30 protein-coding genes and 1 tRNA gene are annotated in these 17,247 nt (G+C 62.2%); 5 read left to right on the top strand and 26 right to left on the bottom strand.

Annotated elements, in window-relative coordinates:
- The first annotated feature begins 10 nt into the window (after positions 1–10).
- A complete protein-coding gene (locus CK220_RS24570) occupies positions 11–304 on the top strand; it encodes a DUF768 domain-containing protein (RefSeq protein WP_176479188.1) in 294 nt (97 codons plus the stop codon).
- Positions 285–572, top strand: a complete 288-nt coding sequence (locus CK220_RS24565; protein ID WP_095813986.1) for a hypothetical protein — start codon at positions 285–287, stop codon at positions 570–572. The genes CK220_RS24570 and CK220_RS24565 overlap by 20 nt, the downstream gene beginning before the upstream one ends.
- A gap of 29 nt (positions 573–601) precedes the next feature.
- On the opposite strand, the gene xth is transcribed toward CK220_RS24565, so the two are convergent.
- Both xth and CK220_RS24555 read right to left on the bottom strand, forming a co-directional pair.
- Positions 602–1,390 carry an exodeoxyribonuclease III gene (xth, locus tag CK220_RS24560; RefSeq protein ID WP_095813985.1) on the bottom strand — a complete coding sequence of 263 codons (789 nt, stop codon included), beginning with the start codon at positions 1,388–1,390 and terminating at the stop codon, positions 602–604.
- A gap of 53 nt (positions 1,391–1,443) precedes the next feature.
- Positions 1,444–1,653: a hypothetical protein gene (locus tag CK220_RS24555; protein ID WP_141245219.1), complete on the bottom strand. Its 210-nt coding sequence runs from the start codon at positions 1,651–1,653 to the stop codon at positions 1,444–1,446.
- Positions 1,654–1,805: 152 nt separating this feature from the next.
- On the opposite strand from CK220_RS24555, the gene CK220_RS24550 reads away from it, so the two are divergent.
- Positions 1,806–2,687, top strand: coding sequence for a hypothetical protein (locus CK220_RS24550; protein ID WP_095813984.1), 882 nt, complete (start codon positions 1,806–1,808; stop codon positions 2,685–2,687).
- A gap of 145 nt (positions 2,688–2,832) precedes the next feature.
- Here the strand turns inward: CK220_RS24550 and CK220_RS32840 are convergent, their stop codons facing one another.
- The 16 genes from CK220_RS32840 to CK220_RS24470 all read right to left on the bottom strand — a co-directional run bounded on the left by CK220_RS32840 (position 2,833) and on the right by CK220_RS24470 (position 12,670).
- Positions 2,833–2,958, bottom strand: a complete 126-nt coding sequence (locus tag CK220_RS32840) for a hypothetical protein (protein WP_280952754.1) — start codon at positions 2,956–2,958, stop codon at positions 2,833–2,835.
- 484 nt (positions 2,959–3,442) lie between these two features.
- Positions 3,443–3,518, bottom strand: a tRNA-Phe gene (locus CK220_RS24540).
- A 156-nt stretch (positions 3,519–3,674) separates the two neighbouring features.
- Positions 3,675–3,896, bottom strand: a complete 222-nt coding sequence (gene yacG, locus CK220_RS24535; RefSeq protein WP_095813982.1) for a DNA gyrase inhibitor YacG — start codon at positions 3,894–3,896, stop codon at positions 3,675–3,677.
- Positions 3,893–4,519 (bottom strand): Maf-like protein, encoded by a 627-nt coding sequence (locus CK220_RS24530; protein ID WP_095813981.1) that lies wholly within the window; start codon positions 4,517–4,519, stop codon positions 3,893–3,895. The genes yacG and CK220_RS24530 overlap by 4 nt, the downstream gene beginning before the upstream one ends.
- Before the next feature lie 18 nt (positions 4,520–4,537).
- Positions 4,538–4,756: a translation initiation factor IF-1 gene (gene infA, locus CK220_RS24525; protein ID WP_006200926.1), complete on the bottom strand. Its 219-nt coding sequence runs from the start codon at positions 4,754–4,756 to the stop codon at positions 4,538–4,540.
- A gap of 196 nt (positions 4,757–4,952) precedes the next feature.
- Entirely contained in the window at positions 4,953–5,417 is a 465-nt protein-coding gene (locus tag CK220_RS24520) for a low molecular weight phosphatase family protein (protein WP_095813980.1), read from the bottom strand.
- Positions 5,405–5,890, bottom strand: a complete 486-nt coding sequence (locus CK220_RS24515; protein WP_095813979.1) for a UPF0262 family protein — start codon at positions 5,888–5,890, stop codon at positions 5,405–5,407. The genes CK220_RS24520 and CK220_RS24515 overlap by 13 nt, the downstream gene beginning before the upstream one ends.
- Positions 5,891–5,892: 2 nt before the next feature.
- Complete coding sequence (hisD, locus tag CK220_RS24510; RefSeq protein WP_095813978.1) at positions 5,893–7,185, bottom strand: histidinol dehydrogenase; 1,293 nt, start codon at positions 7,183–7,185, stop codon at positions 5,893–5,895.
- A gap of 9 nt (positions 7,186–7,194) precedes the next feature.
- Positions 7,195–7,626, bottom strand: coding sequence for a DUF2948 family protein (locus CK220_RS24505; RefSeq protein ID WP_095813977.1), 432 nt, complete (start codon positions 7,624–7,626; stop codon positions 7,195–7,197).
- A gap of 78 nt (positions 7,627–7,704) precedes the next feature.
- Positions 7,705–8,997: a UDP-N-acetylglucosamine 1-carboxyvinyltransferase gene (gene murA, locus CK220_RS24500; RefSeq protein ID WP_095813976.1), complete on the bottom strand. Its 1,293-nt coding sequence runs from the start codon at positions 8,995–8,997 to the stop codon at positions 7,705–7,707.
- A gap of 142 nt (positions 8,998–9,139) precedes the next feature.
- On the bottom strand, positions 9,140–9,316 hold the full coding sequence (locus CK220_RS32085; RefSeq protein WP_095813975.1) for a hypothetical protein: 177 nt from the start codon (positions 9,314–9,316) through the stop codon (positions 9,140–9,142).
- A gap of 370 nt (positions 9,317–9,686) precedes the next feature.
- Entirely contained in the window at positions 9,687–10,850 is a 1,164-nt protein-coding gene (locus CK220_RS24490; protein ID WP_095813974.1) for a tyrosine-type recombinase/integrase, read from the bottom strand.
- Positions 10,851–11,049: 199 nt separating this feature from the next.
- Positions 11,050–11,319, bottom strand: a complete 270-nt coding sequence (locus tag CK220_RS24485; RefSeq protein WP_095813973.1) for a hypothetical protein — start codon at positions 11,317–11,319, stop codon at positions 11,050–11,052.
- Positions 11,309–11,545 carry a hypothetical protein gene (locus CK220_RS24480; protein WP_095813972.1) on the bottom strand — a complete coding sequence of 79 codons (237 nt, stop codon included), beginning with the start codon at positions 11,543–11,545 and terminating at the stop codon, positions 11,309–11,311. The genes CK220_RS24485 and CK220_RS24480 overlap by 11 nt, the downstream gene beginning before the upstream one ends.
- A 7-nt stretch (positions 11,546–11,552) precedes the next feature.
- Positions 11,553–11,993 (bottom strand): MucR family transcriptional regulator, encoded by a 441-nt coding sequence (locus tag CK220_RS24475; protein WP_095813971.1) that lies wholly within the window; start codon positions 11,991–11,993, stop codon positions 11,553–11,555.
- A gap of 35 nt (positions 11,994–12,028) precedes the next feature.
- A complete protein-coding gene (locus tag CK220_RS24470; protein ID WP_095813970.1) occupies positions 12,029–12,670 on the bottom strand; it encodes a hypothetical protein in 642 nt (213 codons plus the stop codon).
- A 104-nt stretch (positions 12,671–12,774) separates the two neighbouring features.
- Between CK220_RS24470 and CK220_RS24465 the strand changes: the two genes are divergently transcribed.
- Positions 12,775–13,044, top strand: a complete 270-nt coding sequence (locus CK220_RS24465; RefSeq protein ID WP_245429383.1) for a hypothetical protein — start codon at positions 12,775–12,777, stop codon at positions 13,042–13,044.
- Here CK220_RS24465 and CK220_RS24460 read toward each other — a convergent pair.
- Both CK220_RS24460 and CK220_RS24455 read right to left on the bottom strand, forming a co-directional pair.
- The gene (locus CK220_RS24460) at positions 13,005–13,850 is read right to left on the bottom strand and encodes a glycosyltransferase family 25 protein (RefSeq protein ID WP_095813968.1); all 846 of its coding nucleotides are present in this window, start codon (positions 13,848–13,850) and stop codon (positions 13,005–13,007) included. The genes CK220_RS24465 and CK220_RS24460 overlap by 40 nt on opposite strands.
- Positions 13,847–14,155: a hypothetical protein gene (locus CK220_RS24455; RefSeq protein ID WP_141245218.1), complete on the bottom strand. Its 309-nt coding sequence runs from the start codon at positions 14,153–14,155 to the stop codon at positions 13,847–13,849. The genes CK220_RS24460 and CK220_RS24455 overlap by 4 nt, the downstream gene beginning before the upstream one ends.
- A gap of 453 nt (positions 14,156–14,608) precedes the next feature.
- Between CK220_RS24455 and CK220_RS24445 the strand changes: the two genes are divergently transcribed.
- Positions 14,609–15,235: an outer membrane protein gene (locus tag CK220_RS24445; protein ID WP_245429381.1), complete on the top strand. Its 627-nt coding sequence runs from the start codon at positions 14,609–14,611 to the stop codon at positions 15,233–15,235.
- Between the two features lie 13 nt (positions 15,236–15,248).
- On the opposite strand, the gene CK220_RS24440 is transcribed toward CK220_RS24445, so the two are convergent.
- From CK220_RS24440 to CK220_RS24415, 6 genes are read right to left on the bottom strand one after another with little or no spacing between them, the layout of a single operon-like run.
- Positions 15,249–15,734: a hypothetical protein gene (locus tag CK220_RS24440; RefSeq protein WP_176479187.1), complete on the bottom strand. Its 486-nt coding sequence runs from the start codon at positions 15,732–15,734 to the stop codon at positions 15,249–15,251.
- Positions 15,734–16,126 carry a hypothetical protein gene (locus CK220_RS24435; protein WP_095813965.1) on the bottom strand — a complete coding sequence of 131 codons (393 nt, stop codon included), beginning with the start codon at positions 16,124–16,126 and terminating at the stop codon, positions 15,734–15,736. Before CK220_RS24435 ends, CK220_RS24440 begins: the two co-directional genes overlap by 1 nt.
- Positions 16,126–16,305, bottom strand: a complete 180-nt coding sequence (locus tag CK220_RS24430) for a hypothetical protein (protein ID WP_095782995.1) — start codon at positions 16,303–16,305, stop codon at positions 16,126–16,128. The genes CK220_RS24435 and CK220_RS24430 overlap by 1 nt, the downstream gene beginning before the upstream one ends.
- Complete coding sequence (locus CK220_RS24425; RefSeq protein WP_095782996.1) at positions 16,305–16,520, bottom strand: hypothetical protein; 216 nt, start codon at positions 16,518–16,520, stop codon at positions 16,305–16,307. The genes CK220_RS24430 and CK220_RS24425 overlap by 1 nt, the downstream gene beginning before the upstream one ends.
- Positions 16,520–17,047, bottom strand: a complete 528-nt coding sequence (locus CK220_RS32080) for a hypothetical protein (protein ID WP_176479186.1) — start codon at positions 17,045–17,047, stop codon at positions 16,520–16,522. The genes CK220_RS24425 and CK220_RS32080 overlap by 1 nt, the downstream gene beginning before the upstream one ends.
- Positions 17,044–17,244 carry a hypothetical protein gene (locus CK220_RS24415; RefSeq protein WP_095813963.1) on the bottom strand — a complete coding sequence of 67 codons (201 nt, stop codon included), beginning with the start codon at positions 17,242–17,244 and terminating at the stop codon, positions 17,044–17,046. The genes CK220_RS32080 and CK220_RS24415 overlap by 4 nt, the downstream gene beginning before the upstream one ends.
- Between the last annotated feature and the right edge of the window lie 3 nt (positions 17,245–17,247).

Here is a 17,247-nt window from a genome sequence, read left to right as displayed (position 1 = left end):
GGATGTCATCGTGAACAAGACCGCACATTTCGTCGGGGAATGGATCGACGAGCACAAGGCGGAAGCAGCGGCTGCAATCCCGGCCGAGATCGCCGCCGAGAAGCTCGCCGAACAATGCATCGCCGATGCCGAAGGCCTGGGCATACTGGCCGAGGATATCGACGACGAAGTCGGCGATCTCAAGAAATACATCGCCGAGACGGTGCTCGGAGACGAAACTTCCAGCAAGCGCACGGCTCAGAACCCACCCGATCCGCTCCCGGTGGCGCCGAATGGAGAAACGAATGCCGAAGTTCCGTTTTGAGTTCATTGAAAGTACGGCGCAGCCGGCCATCCAGGTCGACATGGAGAATCTGGATGCCGCCAAGGCCGAGGCGAAACGCGCGGCTAAGGAGGCGATGCTCGATGGGATTGTCGAAGGCGTCGACCCGACATCGTGGGTTACGAAAATCTACGACGAAGCGGGGTATTTGGTCGCCACGATCGGATTCCACGACCTTGTGGCCGCGCCCCAAGCAGTCGGGCAAGCCCACGAACAGACCGATGAGCCCGGCGTGATACGCTCGGGCTGATGCCGCTCCTGGGGCAGGCCATCGGAACCTCAGTCGAGCTTTCCAGGCCAGGTCAGCTCGATCCACGCGGGGGCATGATCGCTTGGCCTTTCCAAAGCTCTTACCGCAGCATCGACGCCGGCGCCTTGCAGCCGGTTTGAAAGCGCGGGACTGATCAGGAGGTGGTCCATGCGCAGGCCGGAGCTTCGGTCGTAACCGCCCCGGTAGGAGAAGTTCCAATAGGTGTAGACTCCCTTCTCGGGATGGATCTGCCGAACCGCATCCGTCCAGCCCATCTCCAGCAAATCGGCGTAAGCGCCGCGACTCTGCGGGAAATACACTGCATCGCCCAACCAGCGCGCCGGCACCACCGCATCGATCGGGGTTGGCACCACGTTGTAATCGCCGCACAGGACCGTCTCTTCTTTAAGCAAGGTCTGGGAATAGCTGATCAAGCGCTGGAACCAGGCCAGCTTGTAATCGAATTTAGGTCCCGGCGCGGGATTGCCGTTCGGCAGGTAGATGCAGCCGATCACCAGCCCATCCACCTCGGCCTCGATGTAGCGGCTGTGCGTATCGTCCGGATCGCCCGGCAGTCGGCGCCTGCGTTCCAACGGCTGTTTTCCACGGGCCAGAATCGCTACGCCGTTGTAAGATTTCTGCCCATGCCAGACGGCGCCGTAGCCAGCCTCCCGGATCGCCTCGGCAGGGAACTTCTCATCGGATGTCTTGAGCTCCTGCAGGCAGACGATGTCATAGCCGGTTTCCCCAAGCCATTTCAGGAGGACCGGCAGCCGCCCGTTGACGCCATTTACGTTGAAAGTAGCGATCCTGGTCATCCGCTTATCTTGGCCGACGATCTCTCCGGGCTGTCACCCCGATACTCGGAATACTAGCTGTCTTTCTTGTAGGATTTGGCAGCCTCATCAATCTTGCGCCAATCGTTTCCGTGGCGCCGCACAAGCTCCCGCGCCTGAGCCGGCGAGATGTTTTGCGTTTCCACGATATGGTTCACTTCCGTTTCTTCGCCTTTCAGCGGGCGCGAGCGTGGCCTTCTGAGCCGGCTCGCCGCTGTTTCATCTGCATCACGTCGTCTCGCCATGGCTGACCTCTCCTGATCCGGATTAACCGTCGAATGCCGGGAAGGTTTCCGCGCGCCGCCCCTCGAGCAGTTCGGCCTATCTCGGCTGCGTGGCTTGAACCCAAGGAACCTGCGCGGCGTTCCTTGCGAGCAGAGCTAGTGAGCGCAAGCCGATGGAAAAATCCGAAGCGCATTCCGAACCGCAGAAGCCCTGTGGTGCAGAAGCGCGCTTCCAGTACGATCGTGCGGCGGTTGAGCGGTTCCAGCTTGCGTTCCCACGCGCGAGGTGGAGCGACGAGCGCAGGAGCTGGTTCGTGCCCGGAAAAACGGCGGCGCGGCGGATCGAACGCTGGCTGGCGCAGGAGACGGCGGCTCGCGCAGCCCATGACGACAGTAAGGGGCGGGATGCCTTCGCCTTCGATCCACTGTCGAGCCACTATCTGGAAGTCGCGGACGACCTGCGCATTCGCACGCCGTATTCGAAGACCGTACTGGAGGAACTGCGAGCGGTTCCATGGGCGAGTTGGGATGACGAGCTGCGGGTCTGGCGGGTGCCTTTTCGCGCCTATGAGGAGCTGCGGCGCCGTTGGCCAAGCATCGAAAGAGCCGCCCAACGCGCCGAGCCTGAGGAGAGGAAACGCCGTCGGGAGGCTGGTAAACACTCCGAAGAGCACAAGGCCGCCAGGCTGTGCCATGCCGAACGTAGGCGGCGACGCTATCCAGTTCCAGCCGAAGACCTGCCTCCACTCGGTCGCGCCGTGGCGACGGTGCAATATGACATTGTTGTCTTCACCGGGATTTCAGGCGAGCTCGCCGACGCCTCTGAACTGGCGCCGTTCTATCCGCAGTTGATGCAGACCGGCGTCGACGCTGTTTGGGCGAGGTGGCGGCCGCCGACCTTGGCTGAATTGATCAAGACATGGCCGGCCCGGCGCCCTCCTGTGTCGGCGGAACGATCGAGAGGGTGGTGGCAGCCGATGCTCGACGAACTCAGGATCGCTCGCCGAAAGGCGAAAAGCCTCGAGCGGAGAAAACGTTCGCGAAGTCCCGATTGATCATTCTTGGCTCTATGACGGCTGTGTGACCTGACATGCGAGCCGGGAAGCCGGGCCACCTCGGGTGCCCGACAGCGTTTTTCAATTTTGAGAACTCTTTGATTGGTGGAATGTCGCAGACCGACAAGGAATTTCGAGTCCGATTTCAGACGCGAGACCCGGCATCACCGAAGCTTAGGCGCGCGAGCTCATCGACCTGATCGGCAGTGACGCAGTTTCGCTTCTTCGGCAGGCGCGCCTTCTCGAGAAGACAGCTCAGGCGCGTTTTCATCACGGCCTCATTTGTTAGCGCGCGAATTGCCAGAGAGGCGTATCACCTCGTTGTCGTTCGTACCGAGTAGTGAGGCAAGCGGACGCTTGAAAGCGGTATCATGCTTTCGCCCCTGGCTAGGAGGCACCGCATGTCCCTGCATGGTGTTTTGGATTCCACCCAACTCGAAATCCTCTCAAAAGCTGTCCATCGCTATTGTTCAAGGCATGGACTTGAGAGCGAGGAAGACCGCCAATTGGTCGCCATGAGGGCCATGTGCCTTTTCGGCCAGGGCACAACTGACCTTGACCGGCTATCCGCCAGACTGGAAAAGCTCGGCGAACCTGGGCACGGCTAAACCGGCTTGCACGCGTAAGCCGTAATAGCCCGAGCGCAGCGCTCCAAATCCCGCCAAATTGCGCCATCGGAAGCAATAAGATCACCAACCCGGCTACCTGCTGCAGTGCAGAGCTTCGGCGAAAGGGAGCGTCGGGAGAAGTGGTGATGGTGCCCAGAGGCGGATTCGAACCACCGACACGCGGATTTTCAGTCCGCTGCTCTACCAACTGAGCTATCTGGGCCTGCGCCGGCTAACGGGATCGTCCGCCGGGTTTCACGAAGGCGCCGGGCGGCGCCCCCTCGAAAGCGCGTGGGTTATAGCACGGGAATTCGGCCTGTCCAGCGCTTAGGTGTTGATAAAGAAAAATCGGCGGGAAACGGCGAATTGCAACGGGTCTTCACTGCTCGTCTGTGGACGAAGGGCCTTGCTTCGGGCCGTCGTCTTCTTCTTCTTCGTCGTCGCGGCCGGGGATGACATAGGCGCCCTTCAGCCAGCGATTGAGGTCGATGTCCTTGCAGCGCGTCGAGCAGAACGGATAATGCTCACGCACCGAAGGCTTGCCGCATTCGGGGCAGGGGCGTTTTGGCCTCAGCGGCGTGACCTTTTCGTCCGGGCTCATGGCCGCGCGACGTGCCAGTTCTTGTGCGGCTTGAAGCCCTCGCCGGACAGCAGCGCGATACTCTCATAGAGCGGCAGGCCGACCACATTGGTGTAGGAGCCGACCAGCTTGACGACGAAGGAGCCGGCCAGCCCCTGCACGGCATAGCCGCCGGCCTTGCCGCGCCATTCGCCCGACGCGACATAGGCGTCGATCTCCTCGCGCGGCAGTCGCTTGAAGCGCACCCTGGTCTCCACCAGTCGCTGCCTGAGCTTGCCGCCCGGCGTGATCAGGCAGATGCCGGAATAGACCCGGTGCGAGCGGCCGGAAAGCAGGCCGAGGCAGTTCACCGCGTCGTCGATCGTCTCGGCCTTGGGCAGGATGCGCCGCCCCACCGCCACCACCGTGTCGGCGGCCAGGATGAAGGCCGGCGCATGGTCTTCCTCGCTTTTCAGCGAGGCGAACGCCTTCTCGGCCTTGTCCTTGGAAAGGCGCTTCGCCAGCGAGCGCGGATGCTCGGCGCGCAGCGGCGTCTCGTCGACATCGGCGGGCAGCACGCGGTCCGGCTCGATGCCGGCCTGCTGCAACAGCTCGATGCGGCGCGGCGAACCCGAGGCAAGCACGAGCTTCTGCAGGATGCTCATCGCGTTCGCGCCGAATTTTTACTTGAAGCGGTAGGTGATGCGGCCCTTGGTCAGGTCGTAAGGCGTCATTTCGACCAGGACCTTGTCGCCGGTCAGCACGCGGATGCGGTTCTTGCGCATGCGGCCGGCCGTGTGGGCGATGATTTCGTGCTCATTTTCGAGCTTCACCCGGAACATCGCATTGGGCAGCAGTTCCGTGACCACGCCCGGAAATTCGAGGACTTCTTCCTTCGGCATTCGATACCTTTGCTTGGATGGCGGTTCCGGCGCCTAGAGCATGATGCCGAAAAGTGTGAAGCGGTTTTCGGACGACATCATGCTCTACTCTTGATCTGGAGTCGGACGATTTCAGGTCCAACAGACCTGAAATCGTCCGACTCCAACCGGAATTTGCGGCGGAACCTATATGATAATCGCCCGCTTGTGAACATGCTTAATCCGCCGCGTTTTTTGCTTCCGGAAGCAAGAAACGTCGGCTTATGCGCGTCTTCAGCCGCTCTCGCACATCGCGATAGGCGGCCATGATATGCTCGCGCGTGCCGAGGGTGTCGGTCGGGTCCGGCATCGGCCAGTACTCGACCTCGACGGCGAGCGAGCGGGTAAGCTCGAGCGCGGCGTGGTGCGCTTCCGGCGCCAGCGTCACGATCAGGTCGAAATAATCGTCTTCCAGCTCGTCAAGCGTTCGCGGCTGCCGCTCGCCGAGCGTGAGACCCTCTTCGGCAAGCACGGCATCGACGAAGGGGTCGCGTTCACCGCTGCGCACGCCGGCCGAGGCGACGAAAGTGGTGGCGGGCAGCATCCGCCGCGCCAGTTGCTCGGCCATTGGCGAGCGCACGGCATTCATGCCGCACACAAAAAGAATCGAATGCGGCAGCGCGGCCAGGACTAACCCCGCCAGTGCAGCACGCAGACCAGCGTGAACAACCGGCGCGCCGTGTCGAAGTCGATCTCGATCTTGCCGGCGAGCCGGTCCATCAGCGTTTGCGAGCCCTCATTGTGCAGGCCGCGCCGGCCCATGTCGATTGCCTCGATATGGCTGGGCGTGGAGGAGCGGATCGCCTCATAGTAGCTTTCGCAGATCAGGTAGTAATCCTTGACGATACGTCGCAGCGGCGTCAGCGACAGGATGTGGGTGACCACATCGGCGCCATTCTGGCGACTGACCGCGAACACCAGGCGCGACTCGGCAAGCGACAGCTTCAGCCTGTACGGGCCGGCGCCATCGTCGTTGACCGGCCGGAAACTGTTTTCCTCGATCAGATCGAAGATCGCCACCGCCCGCTCATGCTCGACATCGGGCGTCGAACGCCCGATCGATTCGTCGAGCTCGACGTCGATCAGCCTGGCGCGGTTTTGGTGGTGGCCGGACATCGCTACATGTTCAGCCTGATCGCCACCGAGCGTGCGTGGGCGTCGAGCCCTTCCGCCTTGGCGAGCGCGATTGCCGCCGGCGCCAGCGCCTTGAGCTGCTCCGGGCCGAGCTTCAGGATCGAGGTGCGCTTGACGAAATCGAGGACGGACAAACCGGACGAGAAGCGCGCCGAGCGCGCGGTCGGCAGCACGTGGTTGGAGCCGCCGACATAATCGCCGATGACCTCCGGCGTGTGGCGGCCGAGGAAGACAGCGCCGGCGTTGCGCATCCCGGCGAGGAAGCTTTCGGGGTCGTCGAAGGCGAGCTCGACATGCTCGGCCGCGATGCGGTCGACCAGCGGCAGCGAAGCCTCGATCGTCGGCACCAGGATCACGGCGCCGAAATCGCGCCAACTCGCCGCGGCCGTCGCGGCGCGCGGCAGGCTCTTCAACTGGCGCTCGACCGCCTGCTCCACCGCCTTGCCGAATTCGGCATTGTCGGTGATCAGGATCGACTGCGCCGACGCGTCATGTTCGGCTTGCGCCAGCAGATCGGCGGCGATCCAGTCCGGATCGTTGTCCGCGTCTGCCACGACCAGCACTTCCGACGGCCCGGCGATCATGTCGATGCCAACGGTGCCGAACACCTGCCGCTTGGCTGCCGCGACATAGGCATTGCCCGGCCCGACGATCTTGGCGACCGGCCGGATCGTCTCGGTGCCGTAGGCGAGCGCTGCCACGGCCTGCGCGCCGCCGACGCGGTAGATCTCGGAGACGCCGGCAAGGTCGGCCGCGACCAGAACCAGCGGATTGATGACGCCGCCCGAGGCCGGCACCACGATCACGATGCGCTCGACACCGGCGACCTTGGCCGGCACGGCATTCATCAGCACCGAGCTCGGATAGCTCGCCGTGCCCCCGGGCACATAGAGCCCCACGGCTTCGATCGCCGTCCAGCGCGAGCCGAGCTCGACGCCGGCGGCGTCCGTGTAGCGGTCGTCCTTCGGCTTCTGCCGCTCGTGATGGGAGCGGATGCGGTCGCGTGCGAATTCGAGTGCCTCGACTGTGGCTGGGTCGGCCGCGGCATATGCCCTTTCGATGTCGGCCCTGGAGACGGCGATGCCGAGCCTGTTGAGATCGGCCTTGTCGAATTTGAGCGTGTAGTCGACGAGCGCCTTGTCGCCTTCGGCGCGCACGCGCGCGACGATGTCGCGCACCACGGCTTCGACATCGGCCGACACCTCGCGCTTGGTGGTGAGGAATGCCGAAAAACGCAGCTCGAAATCGGTGTCGGTTTGGCTAAGCGTGATGGCCATTGTCGGTGCTCAGGTCCTGTGAACCGGGCGCGAGGTGGCTTCCCAGGAGCCGCCGACGTCGGCGAGCCGCGCCTCGATGCACTCGACGTCGAGCATGATGGTGCCGCCCCCGGAAAAGACCAGCTCGATGATGCCGGCCGGCTTGCTGAATGCGACGAAGCTGACCGCCAGCAGCGACAGTACCTCCGCCGGCTTGTCGCGGGCGATGCCGCTGGTCTTGGCGCCGAGCACGCGGTCGAAATGCAGCACGCTCTGCCGCCGTTCATTGTGCTGGCGCAAGAAGCCGGATTTCGCCTCCCAGACGAAGCGGTTCATGGTCAGCACGAAACGTTTGGCCGCCGGCAGGTATTCGAGGTCGGAGACCTTCATCACGGCGTCCTGGACGTGGGCCGAGATGATGCTCAGATCCTGGTCGTCGAGCGCGACGAGCTTGAGGGCCATGCGGAAGGCGCACCTGAAGGTTGATTAGTCAATCTTCTGTTATGCGGTCTTTCCGCTCTGCGCAACCGAGGCGCTTTGTCAGCCCGAAATCCGCTCGATCACCGCGCCGCAGCCGGAAAGCTTCTCCTCCAGCCGCTCGAAGCCGCGGTCGAGGTGGTAGACCCGGTTGACGGTGGTTTCGCCTTCGGCGGCAAGGCCTGCGATGACCAGCGACACCGAGGCCCGCAGGTCGGTCGCCATGACCGGCGCGCCCTTCAGCTTGGCCACCCCGTCGACGATCGCCGTCTGGCCGGACAGCGTGATGTGGGCGCCGAGGCGGGCAAGCTCCTGCACATGCATGAAGCGGTTCTCGAAGATCGTCTCGGTGATGCGCGACTTGCCCTTGGCCATCGTCATCAGGCCCATGAACTGCGCCTGCAGGTCGGTCGGGAAGGCGGGGAAGGGCGCGGTCGTCACATCCACCGGCGCGATGCCGGAGCCGTTGCGCTTGACGCGGATGCCGGCATTGGTCGCCGTGATCTCGGCGCCGGTCTCGGCAATGACATCGAGCACGCTCTGCAACAGGTCGGGGCGCGCGCCTTCCAGCACCACGTCGCCGCCGGTCATCGCCACCGCCATGGCATAGGTTCCGGTCTCGATGCGATCGGGAATGACGCGCACACGCGCCCCGGACAGCGCCTCGACGCCCTCGATGGTGATGGTGGCGGTGCCGGCGCCGTGGATCTTGGCGCCCATGGCGATCAGGCATTCGGCGAGATTGACGATCTCCGGCTCGCGGGCGGCGTTTTCGAGTACCGTCTCGCCCTTGGCGAGCGAGGCCGCCATCATCAGCACATGGGTGGCGCCGACCGACACTTTCGGGAACACGTGGCGGTTGCCGTGGAGACGACCGTTCTTGGTTTTGGCGACGACATAGCCGTTGTCGACGTCGAGCTCGGCGTCCAGCGCCTGCAGGCCCTCGAGGAACAGGTCGACCGGGCGCGTGCCGATGGCGCAGCCGCCCGGCAGCGACACCTTGGCCTCACCCATGCGAGCGAGCAGCGGGCCGATAACCCAGAAGGAGGCGCGCATCTTGGACACCAGCTCGTAGGGCGCGGTGGTGTCGACGATGTTGCGAGCGGAGAAATTGATGGTGCGCGAATAGCCCTCCTGCTGCTTCTCGCGCCGGCCGTTGACGGAATAGTCGACGCCGTGATTGCCGAGGATGCGGATCAATTGCTCGACATCGGCCAGATGCGGCACGTTTTCCAGCGTCAGCGTGTCGTCGGTGAGCAGCGAGGCGATCATCAGCGGCAGCGCCGCGTTCTTGGCGCCCGAAATCGGAATGCTTCCGGCAAGCTCATTGCCGCCGACAATTCTGATGCGATCCATGAAAGAACGTCCCCTCGGCCCGGTCGGGCCGGTTTCAATCGGTTGAGTATGTCCGGCTCTAGACTATCGGCCGGTGCGGTTCAAGAAATAGGATTTCCCCATCTGTGGACCAAGTGTGGTCGGCCAGTGTGGCTGATTTCGGTTAGTCCTTGTGCATTTTTCCAGCAGTCGGCAATCCTTCCGGCCGATCGTCAGGATTGCCATCCCGCCGCGAACGCGCCTGCGCCTTGCGCTTCTGCAGATTGGCACGCAACGCCGCGGCCAGCCGGTCCTTGCGCTGGCCGTCGCCTTTTTTCGGCGGATTTGCCTTGTCGTTCATCGCGTGTCCCCGCCGGCGGATAGCCGGCTGTGGTTCAGGCATAGTTAACATTGTGGCGCCGCCATGTCATGGAAGCCTGCTCGCAAGCGGCTTCCACAGCCGCGGCATTCGACACCTGCCGCCCAAAACTGCGCGGCGATTTCGGACGACGACATGCGTCGTTTTAAGGTTTTCTTGGCCTTGCGCTTGCCGGTTCGTTATGGCAGAAGCGCCGCCATCGCAGGCTGCGGTAGCTCAGTGGTAGAGCACTCCCTTGGTAAGGGAGAGGCCAAACTGTAACCGCGCCGTTTTCCCAAGCAAATTCAAATCGTTGCGCGACCCATCATTTTCGACTGGTGTAAGGTCTCGGTGCCAATATGGTTCGGTGTGGTTACGATGCCGTCGACCGCTTCTTTGAAGCGACACCGCTTTTCGTCTCACTGTCGCCATTCGCCGGCCGTCGAGCCTTCTTCTTTCCGAATACCTTGTCGATGACGCCCTTGCCCTTCTTGGCGTGGGTGTAGTTCTCGACGAGAAGCTTCTTCGTCTTCCAGCGGCCCTTGAGGGCCGTGGTGGCAACATCGACGCCGTTCATCACGATCATCTCGGTCGCGAAGCTGTGGCGGCCTGGTTGATGGGTGCCGAGATATGGGATGCCCGCCTTTTCGCAGATACGCATTATATCCTTGCGCAGAAAGCGGGTCATGAAGCCGAAGAGCCGGTTATTGGGTTTCTTGGCGCCTCGCCCGCTGTGGCGCGGGCCAGCTCGCCTATTTTTCCCCCAGGGAGTGCGCGCCTCCCATGACGCCAATCTTTCCCGCTTCCATTCCCGGAGCTGCTGGATTTCGTAGACCATTTCAACGGTGAGGTCCGCCTCACCATCCTCGCCGTTCTTCATGTCGCGGAAGATCACCTTCCTGTTCACCAGGTCGACGTCGGGGGAATCGTCTTCGAGCTTGATCGCGTCCGAGATGCGGGCGCCGGTCTGGAATATGAACAGCATCAAGGCACTGAGGCGGGGATCGTCGCTCGCCTCACGGAAATCGTCGATGTAAGAGCGATCGACGGCGCGCTTGGGCGGCGCGGTCGAAACCTTGACGTCACGATCCTTCTTCGTGAAGCCCTTGATCAGCACCTCGCGGCATTTGCCCTCGTCGGCGGCGAAGTTGATGACGGCGCGGGCCAGGATCACCACCTGTCGGTTCCAGGTCGTGTAGACCGCTGCCGGATAGATCGCTTTCGCGGCGGCGCGCACATCCGAGCCCGTCATGTCGGAGATCCTGGTCTCCTTGAAATGCTCCAGCAATGGCCGGATGAAGCGCTCGTCTTTGCCGGCGTCGAGGTAGAGCTCAACGGCTTGGGCAAAGGTGAAGCGGTCCTTTGGGTCGAGGTCGATCTCTTCCTGGGCACGCAGCTCGCGATTCAGGCGGACCTTGTTCGCTTTGGCTTCGTCAGTTTCGCCAGTGCTCTCGTGTATGCGCTGCTCGCCTTTTTGGGTGGGGACCGTTCCGGTGAGCCACCAGAACCGGCCGCGCTTATAGATCGTGAGCGGCATGACGCATTACCCCATAAAAACAACTCATCGATCTGCCGCGGCGAGATCAGCACCTGCCTGTCGACAAAGTAGCAGAGGCCCGTCTTGATTGCCTTCTCGCGCAACGACCTCGCGGACATACGCAACCCTTTGTCGTGAAAACGCGACGACCAGTATTCCGGCGTCTGCGACACGGTCAGCACCTCGGGCGGGAGGTCGTTCATGCGCTCGTCCCGATCGCGGCGGCCATCTGCTGGAAATCTTCTTCCTCGGGCTCTCGCTCATGCGCATCGATGCGCGCCAGCTCGTCCCATTCCTCGCAGAGGTATTCGTATTCGGACTCGTCGCCGTCCAAGAACGGATGGCGGCTGAGGTTGCGGTGCATGCGCCAACGGGTTCCGTCGGCGTCGCGTCGGGTATGTGAGGGCATCACCCAATCGGGCGGCGTGGTCTTCCAGGCATCGTAGCTGGCCCATGGATCACCGGCCATCGGAACGCTCCTCGACCAACCAGGTCTGCGAATTTCCCTTGAAGCCGAAGAGGCTGTCGCCGGCCTCGGTCACGGCGACAGCGCCGTCGCGCACCGCCGCGTGAACGACATGCTCGGGAACGGCTTGGTAAGACCCTTCGAACCACCACCGCCTCTGGCCACTGGAGAAGCCGAGGCGCAGTGAATCGCCGCCCGCAAGTCGCTCGATGACGGCGGCGACTTTCATGACGCGCCTACTGGAAGGCGCGGCGCGCGGGCGTCTTGGTGCGGATCGGCGCCGCCTTAGGATGACGGCCGAGGCCAGAGGCTTTCGCCAGCTGCGACCGCGCGGCGGAATAGTTCGGCGCCACCATCGGGTAATCCGCCGGCAAGCCCCACTTCGCGCGGTACGCATCGGGCGTGAGGCCATGGTCGGTCATCAAGTGCCGCTTGAGCGATTTGAACTTCAACCCGTCTTCCAGACAGATGATGAAATCGGGATGGATCGACTTCTTGGGGTTGACGGCCGGCTCTTTCGGCGCGGTCGCGTTGACGATCGTCGGGCCGTCGAGCTTGCGCACAGCGGCATTTACGCTGGCGATCAGGTCAGGTAGTTGCGCGACCGGCACCGGGTTGTTTCCGACATAGGCCGAGACGATCGAGGCCGTCAGCTCGATATAGTTCCTGTCTTCCATGCTTACTCTCCGTGGTAGGGGTTGTGTCGTCGAGGTCAGGTCGCCTCGGGTCGACCTGGTGACGGGCGCGCGAGCCCGATTGGTGCCGGCGTCTCGAGGAGTTCAATCTCCATCATGCCGGGATAGCAGGTGGGGTAGCGGCGCCGGATTTGCCGACGCATAGCCGAGACGTTCAGCTCCTTGTAGCCGTGCGATTGCAGGAACGCCGCGATTGCGTCTGTCGCCACGGTCGGCTGGGTCAGCAACCGCTCGAATGACATGAGGAGCGTCGGGCAACGGCTCTTGGCTCCGACCGCCGCCATGTTCGATGGTCGCTCGCTCCGGATGCCGGCGACCATTGAGCGGATGCTTCTGCGGTTCGTTGCGACGCTGCCGAACATGGCGGAGACCATCTTCAACTGCGACTTGGCCTGCTCGTGCGGCTCCCGGTCGAGCCAGATGACGATGTGCTTGGGCATGTCGAAGATGGGGTGTTCGGCAGGCGCTATAAGCTTGATGGCCTGGCCGCGCAGCGCGGCGAAGGCGTTCGGGTCGAAGCTGCCGAACATGCTGGCGCTGCCTTCAAAAGCCGGCCATTCGCCGACGCAGGAAACCCCTCCGGCATAGAGCATCTGCATCATCAGCGATGTCCCGCAGCGGCCCAGACCGCCGACGACTATTGCGGGCACACTGCTCATGCTGGTTCCCTTGCTACCAAATCGGTGTTTAGTGTAACCATTTTGGTTACAAGTAGGTCAAGCGAAAAAGAGAAAGCAGGTAAGAAATTCACCAGGTGCGTCCCGTGAACAAACCGCCGCATCGAGAGTTGACGGGAATGGCGATCTTCTTCTTCGATATCTACGACACCGGCGAGACCATTCTCGACCCCGAGGGGGTAGAACTGGATGGCATCGATGCCGCCACCGACGAGGCTGCACGAGCTCTAATCGAAATGGCGAATGACATTGTGCCCGATGGTGCTTGGCGCGATCTGGCCATCAAGGTCAGGGATGCGGAGGGGCAAGAAGTCGCTCACGTTCGTATCACAGTGGAAGTGCAGTCTAAAACTTGACCTGCGAAGGCACTTGGCTGGTCGGCAAAGAGGACCTCGGTGCGCCAATGCCGGCGCAGCCGGTGTCCCATCCGGCGAAGCGCCTGCAGGACCTTCCGCTCCAGCCACGGCTTTTCCATCAAGTTGCCGGGAAAGCGAGGATCGCTGTGCGCGGCGAGTGCCGGCGCTTCGATCAAAGGGGAACCCTTGGGGTAGAAGCTCTGCGTTTGCGCGCTGATGGCCGGGAGCATCTGATAGGATTTCAGACTGCTGGCTATCCCACAGGCGGGGTTGAACTTCACATGGTCGACCGCATCCGAGAATACCTTGGTGGCCCGCAAAAGGCGCTCTGCCGCCGGTTTCGAGAGGATGTATCCGCCGGACCCGAAAGAGTAGCTGCGCAGGCGCGCCAGTTCGAAGCCGTCGCGCAGCGCATGTACCGTGCGGTCTAACCACACCCTTCCGACGACACTCTCGACCTTGACCAGGTCCGCATCGCCGGGGATCCAGCTGGACCCCTCAACGAGGAACAGACCTGCCCGCTTGGAGATCAACATGTCGTCTTCGAAAACGCAGCCGTAAGCGTCCTGGCCCGACGCGATCCGCTCCCAGCATTTGCGATGGCTCAGGAAGCAGCCCACCTCTTCCGGCGTCATTGGGGCCGCGCCGGGAACCGGCCTGTAGACGTCGGAAATTTGGGCATCGGTGAGCAGCCGCCCGTCCACCGCCGGAACTCGTTCGAAGTCCGCTCCGATAGCATTGAGGCGGTCAGCCATGCGCTGCATCCTGCCGGGGCTCCGGTCCAGGTTGATGACGTAAGATTTCATGGCATTTGTTGATCGGCAGCTTTGCTGTCGGATCTGACCTCGTTCCGGCTACTTGCATCGCTGGCCTTGCCAAGCCTTCCCTCATCGCTCTTGGCGTGGAAGAATTTCGCCTGCGCGCGAGACATTCTCTTATTGAAACTTCCCAAAAGATAGCCAGCGGGCAATATGCAGATAATCCCGGTTACCACGTTATTTGGAAGGGCGAACGATAATAGAGCTAGATCGACAACAACGAGAACACATGTCCAGAATACGTTGGTCATCGCATCTTGCCACATGCGATTTGCCGGAAGGAATTCCTCCATCCAAGGCATCATAAGCGGGTTCTTATCCCAAAACTGTTCAATTCGGATCGAGTCCGGTGGCATGGGCTCTAGCGATGGGCAGGTTGCTAAAGACGGCTTCGGCAGGCGGCGAAGCAACGTCTCACTGGCAATAGCATTTGGTAGGATCCTCCAAGAAAGCTCGGACTATCCGCACTCGGCCGTGTTGTCTCTGCACTTTTTGCCGGGCTGGCATCACATCTGGGTGATGGACGAAAGTCCGCCCTTTCAGTGATGGACTCATGGAGCGATCCTTCCCTGTCGGGTTTGAAAGTGGGGATTTGGCCGGCTTTGTCGTGGCGCGGCAGCTGTTGCATTCGTGCAACTGCACGTGATCACAATTTCGAGAGGTTAAACGTGTAGTTGTGACCAGCGCGCCTCCAGCGATACGACTGCGTCATCCATGCGGGAGGCTCACATGAAACGTGCATTGCTTTGTTCGGTCGCATTCCTGGCGATCTCGTCACCGGTCCTGGCTGCGGACCTCGTCCAGCCTGTCACGGCCATGCCTTTTTCCTGGACCGGCTTCTATGTCGGCGGGCAGATCGGCGGGGGTGGAATGACACCCACTGGACGGGAAATACCTTTCCGTTCACCACCAAGGGGTCGGGGGGCGTTTTTGGGGGCCAGATCGGCTACAACTATCAGGTAGGCCAATATGTGATCGGCATTGAAGGCGACCTCGCGGGTTCGAGCGTAAAGGGCGACAACGAATTTGTATTCGCAAATTTAACAACCAAGCAGGATTATCTGGGCTCATTGCGTGGCCGTCTGGGATACGCTTTCGACCGCTTCTTGATATATGGCGATGGTGGTGCCGCATTCACCAACTACAAATTCTCCGAGACCTTGGTGTTTCCGCCTTTCTTTCAGAGCCTCGGGGGCGGTTCGCACGTCGGCTGGACCGCAGGTCTCGGTGTGGAATACGCCTTCACTGATCATTGGACCGCCGGAGTGGAATGGAACTACTACGACTTTGGCACCAGGAGCACACTTTCTCCTCCGGTCTACAATCGCGACACAGAGAATGTCGTCGTTGGCAAGATCAACTACAAATTCTGAGCGGTCGGTGGGTTCATAGAAGCCGCCCCTGCCTGTCTTCGCAGTAGCAGCCTTCAGCGCCTGCGGCAGCATCCATTTCGCCGGCACGACTGGCCTGCCGTTCTTCGCGAACGGCACGAGCGAAAAACCCGAGCTGACCGGCGACAGGGATGAACTCGACCGGTCGCGCGTTGGCTATGATCAGACCCTTCGGGCCGAAAAACCACGGGCTATCCAGCTCAGTCACGATGTCGACGATGGTGCCGACACCGACGATCCCGCCGCGCGCCAACTCGGCCGGCGGCGGGCATTGGAAACCGAGAGACCGGCAAAGATCAGCGCAGTCCTCGTATTCGTCGCGCGTCATGCCGGTTGAGGCGTGGATCACGAAATCGCCGCGGAATTTCAGGCCCGGGTTGCCCGCGCGCCAGGATCGGTTCTCTACCGGCTTCCAGCCCATCATGAGGCAGTGCGCCCATGGCTGGCGCACCGATAGAGCCAGCTTCGGAAGGTCCTCCATCACTCACTCCTCGCGATCAGTTTGGGTTTCAGTTTGCCTTGCTTGGCCTTGTTCTCGACCGAGATCGGAACACCCGGCCTCTGCTCAAAGATCGTCTGCAGCACCTTGCGCACCTGGTCGGCGCCGGGCGCGTCGGTGGCGAGGATCATCAGCGCCGCGTCGGCGAGCGCCTGATTGATGTTGGCTGCGGTGGCAGCGACCGAGGAGGCGGCGCGCATCCTGGCCCGGCTACGCCGTCGGGAGAGGCGGAAATATTCTCGCTTTTGATCCTCGTTCAGGCTGGTGAAGCTTCCCGGCTTTGGCGCGTTCTTCGCCGTCAGCAAAGCATAGAGCTTCGTCAGCGCCTCATCGGGCGAAAGTTGCGTTTGGACACGTCCAACTGCAGTTTCCATCACGGCGCCGCCGTCAGCAAAATGCCGATCAGGATCAGCAGCGCGCCGATGAATGAGACCACCGCTCCGAAGACATAACCCTCGATCGGCACCCAGCGACCGGTGATATCGAGGTAGGCGCGCCGTGCGCACGCGCTGATCATGAGGATGAAACCGACGGCCAGAAAGAACGTGCTCATCACGCGCCCGCGATGTTGGTGTGAGTGGTGATGATGTTCGCGCCGCCGTCGGCGCGACCAGGATCCGAGGCGGCCGGCGCAAGACGGTAATAGTCGAGCGCGGCTTCGGCGACCGCGCACTCTGCCAGGTCTTCGACCGTCCGGCCCTTCTCGGCCGAAATCGCCTTCATGCGAGCTGCGGTCAGCTCGTCGACATACACGGAGATGATCGGCATCACTCGCCGCCTTCGCCGCGGTCGCGCTTCCGGGCCTTGGTGATGAGCACCACCTCGCCGTTCGGGTAGATCAGCTCGACCTGCTCGTTGCGGCCGATGCCGTCGAAGATTGATTGCAGGTGAAGCGTCAAGCGCTCGTTGGTCCTCTCGAGCACATCCATCTTCGCCTCGATCTGGGCACGAGCGATGCTGGCCTGGAGGTCGGAGAGACGGAGCGGAGCGGTTACTTGGTCGGTCATGCGGTCGTGTCCCTTCTGGGGTTGAACGGGAGAAAACTCGACGGTGTTCAGGCTTTCGCCAGGATCCAGCGCGAGGTCGGCGCCGGCCCTCGTAAGGCGGAAGAAATCATCGCCGCCTGTGAGGATTGAGCCCGAGCGCCGCGTCGCGTACCCGGCCTCGACCATCGCCAGCCAGTGTGGGTGGTCGGTGCTGCCTTCGCCGGTCACGAAATAGTTGCGGTAGGATTCCTTGCAGCGGCCGTCGAGACCGAGGGCATGGCGGGCAAGATCGCGCTGGACCGGCGTCATCGCTTGTTCACCACTTCGAAGGTGAACACGCCGTCGACCGCCTTCATCGTGAGATTTGAGGAGCCGGTGGAATCAATCGCAGCCACCGGCATCTCGACTTTGTTGCCGAGCCGGCGGACCAGGGCGATGATGAGCTGGCTCTTCATCGCCTCGATCACCATCTGGTGCTCGTAGGAGAGGTCGCGGATGCTGCTCATGCC

It is taken from the genome of Mesorhizobium sp. WSM3860 (genome assembly GCF_002294995.1).
Classification (GTDB): Bacteria; Pseudomonadota; Alphaproteobacteria; order Rhizobiales; family Rhizobiaceae; genus Mesorhizobium.
This window is presented reverse-complemented; position numbering and strand designations above follow the sequence as displayed.